This is a genomic window from Microvirga sp. TS319 (assembly GCF_041276405.1).
GTDB lineage: Bacteria > Pseudomonadota > Alphaproteobacteria > Rhizobiales > Beijerinckiaceae > Microvirga.
In genome coordinates this window covers 2841405-2858074 of record NZ_JBGGGT010000002.1, presented here as the reverse complement: position 1 = coordinate 2858074, position 16670 = coordinate 2841405, and the positions used below count along the sequence as shown (strand labels likewise).

Sequence of the window (16670 nt, the reverse complement as noted above, 5' to 3'; positions counted from 1 at the left end):
CCTCGCTGCTCGTGAAAAGGGCTACGAGGCACAGGCATACCATGGAACGCCCACTTCTCGTCTATACGACGTTTCCGGATGTGGATACCGGGCTCGCGATCGGGGAAAGCCTCGTGCGCGACGGCCTGGTCGCCTGCATCAACATGCTGCCGGGAATGCGCTCGGTCTACGCCTGGAAGGGTGCCGTCGAGCGGGGAGAGGAGGCCGTGGGGATCCTCAAGACCCGCACCGGCCTGCGGGATCGGGTTCATGAGGCCCTGAAGGACCGGCATCCCTACGAGACGCCGGTCATCTTCTTCATCGAGCCTGCGGGGGCCGACGCGGCCACCCTCGGCTGGCTTCTGGCCGAGACGGCGGGCGGCTGAAGCCACCCGCGCGGCGGATCAGACCGCCGGGCTCCACTGAACCGGCACGAAGCGATAGCCGTTCCCTTCCTTGGCGATATGGCCGGTCGACGGGAAGGGGGCGTGATAGAATGCGACCTGCGCGCGCTCGGAAGCCGCCATGTCGAGCATGCGGTGGCGTGTGGCGCGAGCCTGATCCGCATCCATGTCGAAGACGGCGGACCAGTCCGGATGGCGCACGAACAGGGCCGGGTGATTCGTGATGTCCGACATGATCATCAGCCGCCCGGAGCCCGAGGACAGAATATACGCGGTGTGACCCGGCGTATGGCCAGGAGCGGCGACGCTCGTGAGGCCCGGCACGATCTCCTTGTCCATGCCGTAGCGTTTGACGCTTTCCGCGATGGGGCCGAAGACCCGGCGCACGCCCTGGAAGGCGCCCTTCATGCCCTCCGGGGCCTGGTTCATGCGGGTATCGTCCATCCAGAAGGCCCATTCCGGCTCGGGCACCATCACCTCGGCGTTGGGGAATACCGCCGTGCCGTCCTTCAGACGGAGGCCGTTGATGTGATCGCCGTGGAAATGGCTGATCACGACCGTATCCACCTGGGAGGGATCGAAGCCCGCGGCGCGGAAGTTCTCCATCCAGCGGCCGGAGGTCGGGGCGCCCATGTCGCCGTTGCCCGTGTCGATCAGGGTCAGCCGTCCGCCCCGGTTCAGGACGAGTGTGTTGAAGGTGATCGGCAGGGCATCGCCTGGCAGGAAGGCTTCCTGCATAGCGGCCTGAACGTCCTTGAGCTCCGCATTCTTGACGAACCCTTCGAGCGGGCGTTGCGCGAAGCCGTCATTGACGGCCGTCACCTCGATGTCGCCGACCTTGTAACGATAAAAGCCGGGGGCCTGACGCGGACCCGTCGTGGGAGTGGAGGGCGGAGTGGCGGGCGTGGCGGTGTTGGTCTGGGCCAAGGCGATGGATCCTCCGATCGGAGCGGCGGCAAGAGCAGTGCCGGCCAGAATGGTGCGGCGCGTGATGGTCATGGAGTCGGGTCCTCTCGACAGAGACCCTTTAAGCGTAGAACGGCCAAGGTTCCGGGCAAGAGAACGGTTCTTCACAACTCGGCGAGCGGGCAAGGGTTCCTGCAGCCTCCCGAGGGTGGGTCCAGGCCCCTCAGGGAAGCCTGGAGGTAAGATGATGCAGGGCGATGCCGCTCGTGGTGGCGACGTTCAGCGAATCGAAGCCGCCGCTCATCGGAATGGAGACGGTGCGCGTCCGATCCAGGAGATCGGGCGGAAGGCCCGGGCCTTCGGCGCCCAGCAGCAGCGCCGTCCGGCACGAGGGCTTCACCTGGGAGAGAATCTCCTTGCCGGAGGGAGAGAGGGCGAGAATCTCGAAGGAGGCCGATTGGAGGGCCCGCACCATCGCATCGGCCGAGGCCGCGCGGGCGAAGGGCACCACGAGGGCGCCGCCGACGGACACGCGAATCGCCTTCCGGTAAAGCGGATCGCAGCTTTCCGGGTCGAGCAGAACGCCCTGCGCTCCGAAGGCGGCGGCATTGCGGAAAATGCCCCCGACATTGTCGTGATTGGCCAATCCGACGAGGCCGACGACGAGCGCGTCCGGCGGCATCCCGGCCAGGAAATTCTCGATGGAGGGAAGCGGCTCGCGACGCGCGACGGCCAGGACCCCGCGATGAATCGGAAAGCCCACGATGGCGTCCATGACCTGACGGCCGGCCGTATAGACCGGCACGGTCTCAGGCAGGCCCTCGACCGCGTCGCCTAAGCTCTCGAGCCGGTTCTCGGCGAGCAGCAGGGATTCGATCACGAAGCGCCGCTGCTTCAGCAGCACGCGCAGGACCACCTCGCCCTCGGCGATGAAACGGTGCTGCCGCCCTACCAGATCCCGTTCGCGCACGGCGCGATACGGTTCGATCCGAGGATCGTCCGGATCGGAAATGGCAATCGGCATCGGTCGTCCTTTCCGTGCTGTATCGCTCGCGCGGCGCGCATGAGAATTGGGGCCGCGAGAATTGGGGCAAGGAGCGGACCTGCCGAGGTTTGGGCAGATCCTTCGCGGTGCATCTGTGTGGTGGAAGGAAAATGGTGCCGGTGGAGAGGATCGAACTCCCGACCTTCGGTTTACAAAACCGCTGCACTACCGCTGTGCTACACCGGCTCTGGTGTCGTCCGTGAGGTAGCAGCAGCCTGCCCGGGACGCAAGTTCCATCACGTGGGAAAAATTAAGTGTTCCAGCGCACCGCAACCATCCCCGGATTGTGGAATTGTCTGGGAAAGGATGGCTAAGGAGACGGTGCTGTGAAACGTCTAAGTGCTTCATTTGAAAGCGGTAAGTCTCTTCTTGAGAGCAGGATTGTATTCGCCGCTGCTCTCGGGATCGCGGTTGGGTTTGCCTTGGCGCCTCTGCCTGCGGAAGCTGCGCGCGCGTCACGCGAGGCCCCTGTCGCCCAATCCGTGAAGGCCAAAGGGGCGACCGTGGCCGCCAAGGATATCGAGGAGACCGGTTCCCTCCAGACGGGGTCGGTCGACACCTCGACCTGCGATCGTTCCCGCAAGCGGCTCTTCGTCAAGGGCGAAGGCTGGATCGTGCGGCGGGTCACGACCTGCTACTGACCGCCGATCGTGAGCACCGCAGATACGAAAAGCCCCGCCTGAGGCGGGGCTTTCCATTCTTGAGCCGTTCAGGCGCGCTTACCGGGCGCCCTCATAGGTCATGATGTCGCGGTCCTTCGTTTCCGGCACCAGGAGCAGGCCGACCACGAAGGTCACCAGGGCGATCACGATCGGATACCACAGGCCGTAATAGATATCGCCGGTCGCCGCCACCATCGCGAAGGCGGTCGGAGGCAGCAGGCCGCCGAACCAGCCGTTGGCGATGTGGTAGGGCAGCGACATTGCGGTGTAGCGGATGCGGGTCGGGAAGAATTCGACCAGGGCCGCCGCGATGGGGCCGTACACCATCGTGACGTAGATCACGAAGATGGTCAGAATGCCGATCGCCTTGAGAGCCTGGGTGTTGCCGAGAGCTTCGAAGAAGCCGCCGACCTTCACGATGCTCGGGTCGCCGGCCTTGGGATATCCGACCTCGGCGGCGGCGCTCGTGAAGGCCGCGATGCTGCCGGGAACGTCCGCGGCCACCGGGGCTTCCTTGCCGTTGAAGGTCACCTTCATGGGCGTTCCGGCGGCCGCCGGAACGAGCTCGTACTTGATGGCGGCGCGGGCGAGAGCCACGCGTGCGACATCGCAGGGAGCCGTGAAGCTGCGGATGCCCACCGGGTCGAACACCGAGCCGCAGGTGGCGGGATCGGCCACGACCTGGACCTTCGCGGTCTCCAGAGCCTGCTCGAGATTCGGGCTGACGACGCTGGTGAGGCTGTGGAAGAGCGGGAAGTAGGTGATCGCCGCGAGGAGGCAGCCGCCGAGGATGACCGGCTTGCGGCCGATCTTGTCCGAGAGGGCGCCGAAGATCACGAAGCCCGCGGTGCCGATGATCAGCGACCACGCGATGAGCACGTTCGAGGTGAGCAGGTCGACCTTGAGGATACTCTGGATGAAGAACAGGGCGTAGAACTGGCCCGTGTACCACACCACGGCCTGACCGATGGCAAGGCCGATAAGGGCGATGAGCACCATCTTCATGTTGCGCCACTGGCCGAAAGCCTCCTTCAGCGGAGCCTTCGACTGGGTGCCTTCCTCCTTCATCTTCTTGAAGGCAGGCGATTCCTGCATCTGCATCCGGATCCAGACCGAGATGCCGAGAAGCACGACGGAGAGGAGGAACGGAATGCGCCAGCCCGCGATGGCAAAGCCTTCGCCGGTCTGGAAGCCCTTCTCGCCCATCCAGGTGCGAAGCACGAGAATGACCACGAGCGAGAGGAGGAGGCCGAAGGTGGCCGTGATCTGGATGAAGCTGGTGTAGAAGCCGCGCCGCCCGACGGGGGCGTGCTCGGCCACGTACACGGCCGCGCCACCGTATTCGCCGCCGAGGGCGAGGCCCTGGAGCATGCGGAGCGCGATCAGGACCACCGGCGCGACCCAGCCGATCTGGCTGTAGCTGGGCAGAAGGCCGACGAAGAAGGTCGAGCAGCCCATGATCAGAATGGTGACGAGGAAGGTGTATTTGCGGCCGACGAGGTCGCCGATCCGGCCGAACACAATGGCCCCGAAGGGGCGCACCAGGAATCCCGCCGCGAAGGCGAGGAGCGCGAAGACGTTACGGGTCGTCACGTCGAACGCGGAGAAGAACTGCGCGCCGATGATGGTGGCGAGAGATCCGTAGAGATAGAAGTCGTACCATTCGAAGACGGTACCGAGCGAGGAGGCGAGAATCACCTTCCGCTCTTCGCGCGTCATCGGCCGGCTTGCGGCGGCCGAACGCGCTGTGGTGGCTGCTGTTGCCATAGCGTTCCCTTCCATTTTTGGTCAGCCCGGTGGTCCGGGTCTGTCGCATCAAGCCGAGGGCTGCTCGGTTGAGCTGAGGCGTCGTGGCCATGGTGGATGGCCAGGAATCCCATGGAAGATGAGGCTAGCGCCGCCGCGACTCTCCACAATTGCCAATTCGTATTTTCGACTTCCGTCTAAGAATTCCGAATTGAATTAGAAAGAATAGATATTTCAGATACTTGTATTATACCGGTGCGGATCACGAGGTTTTCGAAACCGCTTTCGTTACTGCGAAAAGCGAGATGGCAGCGGCATTGGAGACATTGAGGCTCTTGATTTCCCCGGGCATGTCGAGCCGGCCGATCGCATCGCAACATTCACGGGTTCTCTGGCGCAGGCCTTTCCCCTCCGAGCCGAGGACGAGAACCAGGGGCAACCTGAGCTGTAGCTCGTCGATATTGGCCCCACCCTCCGAATCGAGGCCGATTCGCTGGAAGCCGCGTTCTCCCAGGGCCGTCAGGGTATCGCCCAGGTTCTTCACGATCATGAAGGGAACATGCTCCAGGCCGCCGGAGGCGGACTTGGCCAGCACGCCGGTGGCGGCCGGGCTGTGGCGGGCGGTCGTGATGATGGCCTCCACGTTGAAGGCGGCCGCCGTGCGGACAATGGCGCCCACATTGTGGGGATCGGTGATCTGATCGAGGGCCAGAACCACACGCTGGCCGCTCAAGGTCTCCACGGACGGCGAGGGCAGGGGATCCGCCTCCGCATAGAGGCCCTGGTGGACCGCATCGGGCTCAAGGAGGCGATTGATCTCGTCCGGGCGCACCATTTCGGGCTCCAGGGGCAGGGGCGCTCCCAATTCCTCCTGCAGGCGGCGCAGCGAATTCTCGGTGGCCAGGAGCCGACGAATTTTGCGCCGGTTGTTGCGCAGCGCCTCGACGACCGGATGCCAGCCGTACAGAACCGTCGTGTCGATCTCATGGGCGGGCCGCCAGCTCTGGGCGTCCCGACGACCCTGCTTCTTGCCCTGCGGGCGCTGGAAACGGGGCTTGCGGGAATTGAAGGGGCGGTCGCTCATGGGTCTCGATCTCGTCTGATGGAGGCACGCCCATACCACAGGCGGAGCGCAGACACGATCTCTCTCACAAAGATTGCTCTTTGCTGTTGACACCAGGCATCCAGGTCACCATAAGAGCGCCACCGAGCGGCCCCACCCTGTGGGACGCTTCGGGTGAAGACCTCGGCGCGCTGCGTCAGGGTTGGCAAGGGGGAATGTCCCGAGCGGCAAAGGGGGCGGACTGTAAATCCGCTGGCTATGCCTTCGTAGGTTCGAGTCCTACTTCCCCCACCATCCAACCGGCAGAGCACGCGGGTGTAGCTCAATGGTAGAGCAGCAGCCTTCCAAGCTGAATACGAGGGTTCGATTCCCTTCACCCGCTCCAACTCTTCTTCCCTTCGAGATCAAGGTATTCTGAGGCGGCCATCAGGGCCAGGCGGAGCATTCGTTTCGGGCGGTGCAACCTCGATACAATGGGCCAGAGCTTCGGACGTGAGAAGTGGAATCCCCTTTGGGATTCCGTCCGATGCCCCCTCGTGGAGCATCGAATGCAAAAGCGGGTACCGGGTTTGCGGGAAAAGATGCTCAAGACCACAGGCTGACAGCACCGCATGTGCGTTCGATGTCACGTCCGATGCTGGAGCCGGGGGGGGCATATTCCGTTGCGAGGCAGGTCACCGAGGTGAGTTGCCATGAAGCAAGGCAGGAGCGCGACGGGAACCAAGGGCCGTATCGATCCGGACATGGATGGCCTCAACGCAACCCCGTTCGGCTTTGCCCCCATGGATTGAAGATCAGGACACTGGGGCAGGCGGGATGAGACGGTCAGGCAATAGCCGACAAGGAACCTATGCAATACGGCAATGAGCCGTTCGTCGCCTCTCCGTTGCCGAGCAGCGACAGCGAACAATGCTCGAACCGGCGCTGAACAGGCAGCGCCGTCACCGGCGAAGGGGCAAGACTTGAACCGGAAGCGATCGGCAACAGGCAAGATCCGGCTTTGCTCAGGTGCAGGGTCCCTATCCGGCGATTTATGCACCCGATGCCCCTGGGGCGGCACCTGAGCCGGTCGCGATCAACCTGTTCATGCCCGATCCGCGCCGCTTCACCCCGTGGGGGAAGGCTTCGGCTCCTGGGGCAAGTCGGCTGGCGCTATGCTTATGGCGATGTCGCGCCCCGGGCGCTGCTCGCCCTCAGCGGTGGCGCGCCGGCCTTCACAACGGCCGGCACGCCGATCGGCCGGAATGCGCTGGTGGCGGAAGCTGGTCTCGACTAGCGCATCGTGCGGACCCGGCGGGCCGCGCTAGCGAAAACCGGGTCCACTTTTCACGTCCGATGCTCTAGCAGATCGCTCCGGACATGCTGCTCGGTGCCGCCTATGCGGGCCAGATCGGATTGCAGGCGCAGAAGCACGCCCTCAAGGGCAACTTCATGTGGAAGTTCTGAGCGCTTCGGCAACGGATAACGAAGAGCGGCGGCTCGTCCTTGTCATCAGGACAGACCGTTTCATCAACGTTTCCGATGGTTGTCGGTCGAGTGGGCGGTGCCTCAGAAGTTGTTCGGCTTCAAGGCCGATATCACTGTTGCTTCCCCATGATCCGCGTCCGACGCTCCAGAGGTCAGCTTGGATACCTGATCGAGACCTTGCCGGAGTGATACGTTCCATGGGTTGTCGTGGAAAGCTGCGTTCGCCTGCATGCCCTGGTCTGTGATTTGAACAGAAACGGCTCTACCATCGGAAGGCATCTCTGGGCGGCCTACACACCACCGAGGAAGAGACAAATGGACGGTGTCGCTATTGTCGGAAGAGGCATCATCGGGACTTCGTGGGCTCTCGTGTTTGCCCGGGCGGGACTCGGCGTCTCGATCTGGGACAGAGCTGGCCTCGGTGAAGCAAAGATCATTTCGGACTTGCAGGCATCGGCGACAAGCCTGATCGGCACGAACTGCGCAGTGCCTCCGGAGGCGTTTGATCGCATACGGGTCCATCGTGAACTGAGGAACGTTCTGCGTGGGGCACGCTACGTGCAAGAGTCGGCTCCGGAAGTCCTCGCACTCAAGCGTGAGCTGCTTCGTCAGATCGCCGATGCGGCGGATCCAGGAACCATTATTGCAAGCAGCACGTCCGGCCTTCGTCCCTCGGAGCTCGCCGATGGTGTGGCAGCGAGGGAGCGTTTCCTCGTCGTTCACCCCCTGACGCCACCACATCTCCTGCCGCTGACGGAAGTCGTCCCGAGCCCGTTCACGTCGGAAGAGGTGGTCGAGCACGCCTGCGCGTTCATGACGGAAGTCGGCCAGACGCCGGTCCGGCTGCTCCGTGAAACGCCGGGTTTCGTCGCAAACAGGGTCCTGGGTGCCATGCTCAATGAGTTCTTCCACCTTGTGCGGGAGGAGGTCATCCGGCCGCAGGATGTGGACACGATCATCACACAGGGGTTTGGACTGCGCTGGGCGTGCATGGGGCCGTTCGCCGCCATGGACCTCAATGCTCCCGGCGGTATTGCCGATTATCTTTCACGTTATGGCGGCATCTTTGAAAAGGTCGCAAAGGAGCGAAACGCGAGCGGTGCCCTGGATGACGCTTTGATCAAGACGCTGGCTGAGGCCATGAGGGCTGAACACTCGCTTGACGCGAATCCCGCACGAGCGGCCCTGCGTGATCGCTCCATCGCGCATGTCCGAGAGGTCCGGACTGTCGTGCCTTGAATGTCTAGCGCATCGTGCGAAAAGTGGACCTGCCGGGTCCGCACGATGCGCTAAGCCTATGTTTCGAGCAGCTTTTCACGCAAAACCGGTTCCCACTTTTGCGTCCGATGCTCTAGTCTCTCGTGACTCTCCAGACCGTGTTCGACAGGTCGTCGGCAATGATCACGGCGCCGCGCGGATCCACCGTCACCCCGACGGGCCGTCCCCGTGTGTTGCCGTCGTCGACGAGGAAGCCGGAGACGACGTCCACCGGCTCACCGGCGGGCCGGCCGTCGCGGAACGGCACGAAGATCACCTTGTAGCCCACGGGCACGCTGCGGTTCCAACTGCCATGCTGTCCGACGAACACACCCTCGGCGAAGTCCGCGCCCATGGCCGGGGTCGAGAATGCCAGGCCGAGCGCCGCCACATGCGATCCCAGGCTGTAGTCCGGACGGATCGCCGCGGCGACCTTCTCCGGATCCTGCGGTTGGGCGCGCGGATCGACGTTCTGGCCCCAATAGCTATAGGGCCAGCCGTAGAAGCCGCCTTCCCGCACGGAGGTCAGGTAGTCCGGAACGAGGTTGGGGCCGATCTCGTCCCGTTCGTTCACCACTGCCCAAAGCTGGCCCGTTCCCGGCTGGACGGCGAGAGCGGTGGGGTTGCGAAGGCCGGTGGCATAAGGCTTGTGCATTCCCGTCTGGACATCGATCTGCCAGACCATCGCCCGATCTTCCTCGGCGTCCATCCCGCGCTCGGTGATGTTGCTGTTGGAGCCGATGCCGACATAGAGAAAGCGTCCATCGGCGCTGGCGGTCATCGCCTTCGTCCAGTGATGATTGATCACTGCGGGCAGATCCGTCACCTTGGTCGGCGGCCCGCTCGCCTGGGTCTGTCCGTCCCGATAGTCGAAGCGCACCAGCGCATCCTGGTTGGCGACGTAAATGGCGCCGTTGACGAACGCGAGGCCGTAGGGTGCATTGAGGTTGTCGGCGAAGACGCCCTGCATCTCGTAGGTGCCGTCGCCATCGGCATCGCGCAGCAGCGTCAACCGATCGCCACCTTTCACGGAACTCTTACCGAGACTCTTGATGAAGCCCGCGATCACGTCCTTCGGGCGCAGGGTCGGCGCGTTGCCGCCGGACCCCTCCGCAACCAGGATGTCGCCGTTGGGGAGGACCAGGGTCTGACGCGGGATCTTGAGGTCCGTGGCGATGGGCTGGATCTTGAAGCCCTGCGGCACCTTCGGAAGATCGTTGCCCCAGTTGGCCGGCCGAGGGATCTTCATGGAGGGCAAGAGGCCGCGCTGCGGTTCGGGCAGAGTCGGATTAGGGCCGTATTGCTCCGGCCCGGGGTCGCCATTACAGGCGGCCAGGGTGATGGCGAGGGCTCCGATCAGGAGGAACGGGCGGATCATGCGACCTCTCCGGTTCTGAATCCGGAATAGCCGATCCAGGCCGCGACAAGGGCCAGGAGGGCGGTGGCCGCGGACAGGTAGAGGCCCTCCGGCATGGTCGCCCAGGCATCCTTCGCATGGACTAGGGCGTTGACGAGCCCGAGCACCCACATGGCGAGCAGCACAACGAAATAGGCGATCGCTCGCCCCTTGCGGGCTGTCGCTCGGCGAAAGAGATCGACCAGCGCCCAGAGCACGGCGAAGGCGCCGACCAGCAGCCCGCCGGCAATAAGCCAGGACGAGAAATTCGCCCACTGCACATGGAAGCTCGACCGGTAGGCAAGATCGCTAAGCAGCGCAGCGAGGAAGAGCGGAAATGGAAATGCGAGAAGGATGGCGTGAAGGGGATGGAGCGGCCTCAGAGGACCTGGGCTTGATACGGCAACCACATCGCCTCCTCTCATTCTGGGCTCGGCGCGCGACCTGCGTCCGGCACTGGCGTCGAGGAGGCAATGCATCAGGGGACGACAGGTTCGATAACAATTCGGATACCTCTGACCGCATCCACGCGAGCGAACATCGGATCAGCCCGAAAGGGGATCACCGCGCTGGAGCATCGGACGTCAAAGGTGGAATCCACTTATGGGATCAATTCGATGCTCTCTTCTTGGAAAGAGCCCGCCGCTTGAGCGGAAACCGGTCCATTATTCGCTGGCGCGGCCCGCAGGGTCCGCACGATGCGCTGGGTTGCGGTCCAGGAGGTCGATGTCGGTGCCGAGCCCCACCTTTCAGAGCGAATAGAGGTCCAGGGCGCCGCTGAACCGGGTCCGGTATTGCTCCAGCCGTGGCTCGTCCTGTTCTTCCGCGGCCCGTTCGACAAAGGGAGCGTAGTTGATAACGTTGAGCGCCTTGAGGATAGGCGCCATGGCGCGCACCTCCTTCTCGCTCACGCCATAGCCACCGAGAAAGGCCTGCTTGGCGTCGACGGAGAGGTCATGCAGCGCCAGCGCCAGGTCCCAGTGCGGCGCCACGTTGGAGGAGCAGAACTCCCAATCGATCACCGCCGTGATGTTCCCCGTGTCGTTCACCATTACGTTCTTCAGTCGCATGTCACCGTGGTTCAGGACCGTGTCCTCCTCGAGGCTCTCGATCTCGTGCAGCGTCGCGCGAAGGGCCGTGAGCTGGGGCTTCGACAGCATCCTGTTCGCTTCCAGAACCTTCAGCCGCTGCTCGATGTGGAGTTCGCGCTTGAGGTACTCGGCCCAGGTCTCCTTGCGCGAGAGCTGGTTGCTCGACCAGTCGAAGGTATGGCCGAATCCGCTGGTCGGAATGGTGTGGATCAAGGCCGTCAGGCGCCCCATCTCCCGCAGCACCGCCATCCGCTCAGGATGATGCGTCGCCTCGCGGCCCGCGACCTTGCGTGAGACCATGTACGGGACCGGCACCACGTCGGCGCCGACCTCCAGCACCTCGGGCACCGGAACGCCCACCTCGTGCGCTCGGGCCATGGCCCATTGCTCCTTCAGGTACTCCTTCACCTTGGACGGCTGCGGGCTCATCCGGACGATGAAATCGCCTTCCGCGTGGTTGGCTTCGTAGACGAAGTTGGTGAGGCCGCCGCCCTTCTGACTGACCCGCCTGGGCTTGGAGCCGAAATGGTGGATGATGATCGCCCGGGCCATGGCTCGGGCCTGGCGCTCGCTGACGGTCGGCGGCTGCGGCATCATCTCGTTCAACGAAATCCTCCTTCGAGCAGGGTGGCGAGCCGGGTGAAAAGGCCTCCGAGCTCCCGGGAGCCCCGGACCTTTACCGTCGCGGTCAGGCCCTTGTACTCGAGGGCGAGATCGCCGACGTGGACGGCAAGGCCGACGCCCTTGAGAAAGCTGTCCATCGGGGTGTCGCCGGCGCCGACCGCCTGCGCGAGATCGAGCCCGAGCTGCCCGGCCAGCGCCTCCAGGCCCGACAGCTTGTCGATTCCGTCATGCGTGACGAAATTGGAGCGCTTGGCGTGCTGGTACGCCATGAGCTGATCCTCCTCCGCGTTGATCAGCAGGAAGATCATGCAGATCTCGTGCGCGTGAAGGTCATTCCTCAGGGCTCCGACCGGAGAGGATGTGACCCGGGTGGCGCTAAGGTACTTGGCCCGGATCTCCCCGACCTTCTCCGGTACCGGCGTCCAGATGAGTTCGCCTTGGGTCCAATCGCGGGGGTAGTAGAACAGGACAAGGTCGTCGATTCCGCCGTCGACGAGACCCTGCACCCCGACCAGCACCTCGTCGAGCTCGGCTGCCGTCAGCGGAAAGGCATGGATCTCCTCGAACGCAATCTCGCCCTCGCGCGTCTCGACGAGGCGGCCCATGAGGCCGCCGTTCAGGGAGACGAGCGGCAGCGGGGCGTTCGAGATCGCGTACCACTCGCGCCCGAAGGTGCGGATGACGTTCAGGGGAAAGCGCAGCGAGTTCAGGATCACGGGTCGGCCATGATCTCGCAGGCGCTTGAGGCTATGGGAGACGGCATCGGGGATAACGATGCGTCCCTCGAATTCGTGCACGGCCGTGCCGTCGAGGTCGGTGACGACGGCCCCTTCCTGGATAAAGCGCGAGCCCCGGACAAAATCTCGCAATGTCTGATCGATCGCCTGTGGGTCCATTGTGCCTCGCAAGCTCAGGGGACGGGATCAAGTCTCCGCTGTCCAACGCCCGAGGTCCGGCTCCGTTCACGCGGGAGCGCCGCCTGTTGCCTCCGGCTGAGAGCATCGAACGCGACAGCGGGAACCCGTTTCGCGTGAAAAGGCGCTCGAAGACCTCGACTGACGGCATCGGATGTGGGGTCGATGTCACGTCCGATCCTTTTCGATGGGCAAGGCGGGCCAGGGATCCTGCAAGATCGAAGCGGACGACCTCTGTCTGAATCGGCGGCCCGGCGATCCGCGTTGCCATGGGGTATGGGCGTCCGGCCGGAAGGTCCAGATTCTATGCGGGACCTCCCTGCCCGAGGAGGCCCATCCGCAAAAGCCGCAGAAACGGCAATGAGAGCCTGACCAAGAGCGGGAGAACGGGGGCGACACAGGAGAGTGACATGCGGATCCTGACCAGCTTTGCAGTCCTTGGGCTCCTTGTCGGAACACCCGTCTTGGGCGCCGAATCTTGGGCGCCGAAGGTTGGCAGCAGCAGATTGCCGGCGGCCTCGGCAAGCAGGGCACGGAAATGCCCGGCGGCGTCTATCGGATCGGCCTGCCCCGGACCGATCTCAACGTCACCCTCGACGGCGTGGCGATCAAGCCGGCCCTGGCCCTCGGCTCCTGGCTCGCGTTCAAGCCGATGGGGAACGAGGTCACGGTCATGGGTGACCTCGTCCTGACGCAGGAGGAGATCAATCCGGTGCTGACGCGGCTGGAGCAGGGCGGGGTGGAGATCACGGCGCTTCACAGCCACCTCCTGCGCTCCTCGCCGGCCACGATGTACATGCACGTCCACGGCCAGGGCGAACCCGCGAAGCTTGCCGCGATCCTGCGGGAGGCGCTCAACGCCAGCAGGACGCCGTTCGGGGCGGAGACCGCCGGCATCTCGCCCCAGGCGGCCGCGCAGGCGAGCACAACGGCATCCACCGGATCGGCACTCGACCTTGACACGGCCGCCATCGACCGGGCCCTCGGGCGCAAGGGCAAGATGAATGGCGGCGTCTATCAGGTCAGCGTGTCCCGGGCAGAGGCGGTTCGCGACAATGGCATGGAGGTGCCCGCAGCCATGGGTTCGGCCATTGCGATCAACTTCCAGCCGACCGGATCCGGCAAAGCCGCTATTGCGGGCGATTTCGTGCTCACCGCCAACGAGGTGAATCCGGTCATCAAGGCCCTGCAATCGAACGGGATCGAGGTGGCGGCAGTGCACAACCACATGCTCATGGATGAGCCGCGCCTGTTCTTCATGCACTTCTGGGCCAACAACGATGCCCATAAGCTCGCCAACGGGCTGCGGGCCGCGCTCGACCAGGTGGAGACCGCGAAGGACTAGGAGGAACCGATGAGAGCGTGCTCCCTGCCGGCCTTGAGCCTCCTCGTGGGAGCTGCCCTGTCGGCGGCGGGCGCGACGGCCTCGCCCGCAGGCGCAGGGGAGGCCGTCCCCCTCCAGCTCGCGACGAAGATCCCGCTCGGCGACGTCGAAGGTCGGATCGACCATATGGCGATTGACCTTGCCAGGCAGCGCCTCTTCGTGGCGGAACTCGGCAACGACAGCGTCGGCATTGTCGACCTGAACGCCTCGCGGGTGTCGGGTCGGATAAGGATTCAAGGAGCCGCAGGGTGTCGGTTATGTCCCTTCGACCGACACCCTTTATGTCGCCTGCGCGGGCGACGGATCGGTGCGGCTGTTCCACGGAGAGAATCTCGAGGAGGAAAGACGCCTGGAACTCGGCCAAGACGCGGACAACATCCGCGTCGACAGCGTCGGCAACCGGGTGATCGTCGGTTATGGCCAAGGCTCCTTCGCCATCACCGACGCCCGGGAAAACCGAACGGTCGCCCAGATCGCATTGCATGGTCATCCCGAGAGCTTCAGGCTCGAGAGCGGCGGGAGCCGGATCTTCGTGAACGTCCCCGATGCGCACGCAGTCGAGGTGGCGGACGGCGGGAGCGGGACGGTAACTGCCCGATGGCCGACGGTCCGGTCGAGCGCGAACTTTCCGATGGCGCTCGACGAGACGTCCCGGCAGGTCCTCGTGGTGTTCCGGAACCCGGCGATGCTGACGGCGTATTCCATGCAGGATGGGGTTCCCGTCGCGAGCGCCAGAACATGCGGGGACGCCGACGACGTGTTCGTGGATGCGAAACGGCACCGGGTCTACGTGAGCTGCGGTGACGGCCATCTGGACGTGTTCCAGGATGCGGGCACGTTCCGCCGGCTGGCTCGCATCCCCACTGCCTCCGGAGCGCGGACGGCGCTGTTCGTCCCCGAACTCGACCGCCTGTTCCTCGCTGTGCGTGCGAGCGCTCACGAGCCGGCGGCGATCTGGGTCTACAGGCCGGATCCCTGAGCGGAACAGGGGCGCCCCGGCGCGTGTCCGTCACGCGACGGGATGTGGGACATGGCACACGAGACGGGGAGACATCGCTTGGATCTTGCAGCCGTCTTCCAGGGAAAACAGGCGCTCCTTTACATGGAGAGATATGTGGACGAGGGCGCCAGGACCTACAGCTCGCTTGCGGGCCAGACCGAGGCGGCACCGCGCTATCGGCCAGAACGCGACACGCCGGCTTTCGAACTCGTGGCCGTCGATGCCCCACGGGATCGCGTCTCGGTTTTCCGGGCCGATCCGTCTCCTGGACTTCTGCAACATTTCGTCAGGCCGCAAGGAGTGCTGTTTGCGGTACATCCGGAAACATGGGCGAACGATGCCGTCGAGGGTCTCGGTGACATCCGCGCACTCCCGCGGACCATGCCCATCCGGGTCGCCCCGACCGCCTCGACCAGAACCGTACTGGCATTGGAGCACCCGGAGAATGTCCCCGGATACTTCCTCAAGCTTCACTACCCGGTTCGGATCTCCCGCTTCAACCGGGAGCTACGGCTCAAGAACATTCACAACAGCGTCGCGGTATCTCGCGATCTCGCGAATCTGCAGTTCGAGAAATTCGCGTATCTGCCCGACACACTCGGCGTCGCGTTCCGTGTGAACGAAAAATCGTGGGGCTTTCTGGTAAGGGAGACGCGGGCCCGTCCCTTCGCGGCAGGCAGGTTTCTCATTCCGTGCTTCGCCTTGTACGCGGGCGACCTGAACCATCCCGATGCGTCGCCCCTGCTCGTGCAGATGATCGACCGGATGGCCGCGGAACCCGTGTCGTTCGTCGTCGACCGGATATTGGCTCCCGTCGTCGAATGCTGGGCCAGGGCCGCCCGCGAGCGAGGCATCCTCCTTGAGTCGCATGCGCAAAACACGCTTCTCGAGATCGACCGGGACTGCGTCCCGCGCAGAGTGGTCCATCGGGACTTCGACGTGTGGGTCGACCCCGGCGCGAGGCGTCGGGCAGGTCTCGGGATGCCGTTCCTCGGACGCGGCATGGCGGCCGACACGGACGAGGCCGTCAGGCAGCATTACAGCCTCGTCTATGACCAATTCATCGGCCACCACTTCTTCGATTACGTTGCGGGTGTCCTCAAAAGCCACTACGGGGTCGATGAGGAAATCGTGCGAGCGCGGGTCCGCGAGGTTTTCCATCACGCCTTCCCGGACGCGGACCGGCTCTTTCCTGTTCGGACGATGTTCAAGTTCCGGACCGAATCCCCGCCGAACCGAAATGTCCTGCTCGAGGACATGCGCCAACCACCTGTCTGGCGGTAGCATGCGGCTTCGCCATCCAGACATGACAGCGCCGAAGAGGCAAATAAAGACCGCCTTGCTTGCTTCAGCACTTCCCGTTTCCGAAGCGGCGAGCCGTGTCAAGGGTCAGGCCCAGGCCAAGGCTTCGAGGTGATTGGGCCCAACATCGAAGCTGCTCTGCGCTGGTGCGATGAGTTGGGCGATCGCGATGGCGATGGTTTCGTCGAGTACTATCGGGAAACCGATTCACGCGCCGTCGCCATCGGGCGCCGACGACCTATCCAGCCGCCTGCTCGCCGCAGGCCTGGGCCGCTGCAACGCCCTTTGCCACCCTCGCGGCGACCTTGGGGTTGGCCCTTGACCGGGAACACAATGAGGTTCGCTTTCATCATCCCATCCTCCCGGACTTCCTGAATGAGGTTGTGATCCAAGAGCTGCGTCTGGGGCGGTCGGAGCTTGATCTGAAATT

The 16670-nt window shown here is 64.1% G+C and carries 15 protein-coding genes and 3 tRNA genes; 9 read left to right on the top strand and 9 right to left on the bottom strand.

Annotated features, from left to right (window positions below; translation table 11 throughout):
- Window positions 1-41: 41 nt before the first annotated feature.
- Window positions 42-365 carry a divalent-cation tolerance protein CutA gene (gene cutA / locus AB8841_RS22935; protein WP_370438077.1) on the top strand — a complete coding sequence of 108 codons (324 nt, stop codon included), beginning with the start codon at window positions 42-44 and terminating at the stop codon, window positions 363-365.
- An 18-nt stretch (window positions 366-383) separates the two neighbouring features.
- Here the strand turns inward: cutA and AB8841_RS22930 are convergent, their stop codons facing one another.
- From AB8841_RS22930 to AB8841_RS22920, 3 genes are all read right to left on the bottom strand, one after another.
- Window positions 384-1382, bottom strand: coding sequence for an MBL fold metallo-hydrolase (locus tag AB8841_RS22930; RefSeq protein WP_370438076.1), 999 nt, complete (start codon window positions 1380-1382; stop codon window positions 384-386).
- 130 nt (window positions 1383-1512) lie between these two features.
- Window positions 1513-2313: a TrmH family RNA methyltransferase gene (locus AB8841_RS22925; protein ID WP_370438075.1), complete on the bottom strand. Its 801-nt coding sequence runs from the start codon at window positions 2311-2313 to the stop codon at window positions 1513-1515.
- 132 nt (window positions 2314-2445) lie between these two features.
- A tRNA-Thr gene (locus AB8841_RS22920) sits at window positions 2446-2520 on the bottom strand.
- Window positions 2521-2756: 236 nt separating this feature from the next.
- On the opposite strand from AB8841_RS22920, the gene AB8841_RS22915 reads away from it, so the two are divergent.
- Window positions 2757-2975: a hypothetical protein gene (locus tag AB8841_RS22915; RefSeq protein ID WP_370438074.1), complete on the top strand. Its 219-nt coding sequence runs from the start codon at window positions 2757-2759 to the stop codon at window positions 2973-2975.
- 78 nt (window positions 2976-3053) lie between these two features.
- Here AB8841_RS22915 and AB8841_RS22910 read toward each other — a convergent pair whose 3' ends face one another.
- Together AB8841_RS22910 and AB8841_RS22905 are read right to left on the bottom strand one after the other, a co-directional pair.
- On the bottom strand, window positions 3054-4763 hold the full coding sequence (locus AB8841_RS22910; protein ID WP_370438073.1) for an MFS transporter: 1710 nt from the start codon (window positions 4761-4763) through the stop codon (window positions 3054-3056).
- 241 nt (window positions 4764-5004) lie between these two features.
- Window positions 5005-5826: a TrmH family RNA methyltransferase gene (locus AB8841_RS22905; protein WP_370438072.1), complete on the bottom strand. Its 822-nt coding sequence runs from the start codon at window positions 5824-5826 to the stop codon at window positions 5005-5007.
- 188 nt (window positions 5827-6014) lie between these two features.
- Between AB8841_RS22905 and AB8841_RS22900 the strand changes: the two genes are divergently transcribed.
- From AB8841_RS22900 to AB8841_RS22885, 4 genes are all read left to right on the top strand, one after another.
- Window positions 6015-6099: transfer RNA gene (locus AB8841_RS22900), tRNA-Tyr, on the top strand.
- Window positions 6100-6116: 17 nt separating this feature from the next.
- Window positions 6117-6190: transfer RNA gene (locus AB8841_RS22895), tRNA-Gly, on the top strand.
- A 648-nt stretch (window positions 6191-6838) separates the two neighbouring features.
- Entirely contained in the window at window positions 6839-7081 is a 243-nt protein-coding gene (locus AB8841_RS22890) for an autotransporter domain-containing protein (RefSeq protein ID WP_370438071.1), read from the top strand.
- Between the two features lie 506 nt (window positions 7082-7587).
- On the top strand, window positions 7588-8511 hold the full coding sequence (locus AB8841_RS22885) for a 3-hydroxyacyl-CoA dehydrogenase NAD-binding domain-containing protein (protein WP_370438070.1): 924 nt from the start codon (window positions 7588-7590) through the stop codon (window positions 8509-8511).
- A 112-nt stretch (window positions 8512-8623) separates the two neighbouring features.
- Here AB8841_RS22885 and AB8841_RS22880 read toward each other — a convergent pair whose 3' ends face one another.
- The 4 genes from AB8841_RS22880 to AB8841_RS22865 form a co-directional block, all read right to left on the bottom strand.
- On the bottom strand, window positions 8624-9907 hold the full coding sequence (locus AB8841_RS22880) for a sorbosone dehydrogenase family protein (RefSeq protein WP_370438069.1): 1284 nt from the start codon (window positions 9905-9907) through the stop codon (window positions 8624-8626).
- Window positions 9904-10335, bottom strand: a complete 432-nt coding sequence (locus AB8841_RS22875; RefSeq protein ID WP_370438068.1) for a DUF2231 domain-containing protein — start codon at window positions 10333-10335, stop codon at window positions 9904-9906. The genes AB8841_RS22880 and AB8841_RS22875 overlap by 4 nt, the downstream gene beginning before the upstream one ends.
- Before the next feature lie 339 nt (window positions 10336-10674).
- Window positions 10675-11613 carry a phosphotransferase family protein gene (locus AB8841_RS22870; RefSeq protein WP_370439347.1) on the bottom strand — a complete coding sequence of 313 codons (939 nt, stop codon included), beginning with the start codon at window positions 11611-11613 and terminating at the stop codon, window positions 10675-10677.
- Between the two features lie 5 nt (window positions 11614-11618).
- Entirely contained in the window at window positions 11619-12536 is a 918-nt protein-coding gene (locus tag AB8841_RS22865; protein WP_370438067.1) for an HAD family hydrolase, read from the bottom strand.
- 556 nt (window positions 12537-13092) lie between these two features.
- Here AB8841_RS22865 and AB8841_RS22860 point away from each other — a divergent pair.
- The 3 genes from AB8841_RS22860 to AB8841_RS22850 all read left to right on the top strand — a co-directional run bounded on the left by AB8841_RS22860 (window position 13093) and on the right by AB8841_RS22850 (window position 16222).
- Entirely contained in the window at window positions 13093-13899 is an 807-nt protein-coding gene (locus AB8841_RS22860; RefSeq protein WP_370439346.1) for a DUF1259 domain-containing protein, read from the top strand.
- Window positions 13900-14245: 346 nt separating this feature from the next.
- Window positions 14246-14917 (top strand): YncE family protein, encoded by a 672-nt coding sequence (locus AB8841_RS22855; protein ID WP_370438066.1) that lies wholly within the window; start codon window positions 14246-14248, stop codon window positions 14915-14917.
- 78 nt (window positions 14918-14995) lie between these two features.
- Window positions 14996-16222: an IucA/IucC family C-terminal-domain containing protein gene (locus AB8841_RS22850; RefSeq protein ID WP_370438065.1), complete on the top strand. Its 1227-nt coding sequence runs from the start codon at window positions 14996-14998 to the stop codon at window positions 16220-16222.
- Window positions 16223-16670: the final 448 nt, after the last annotated feature.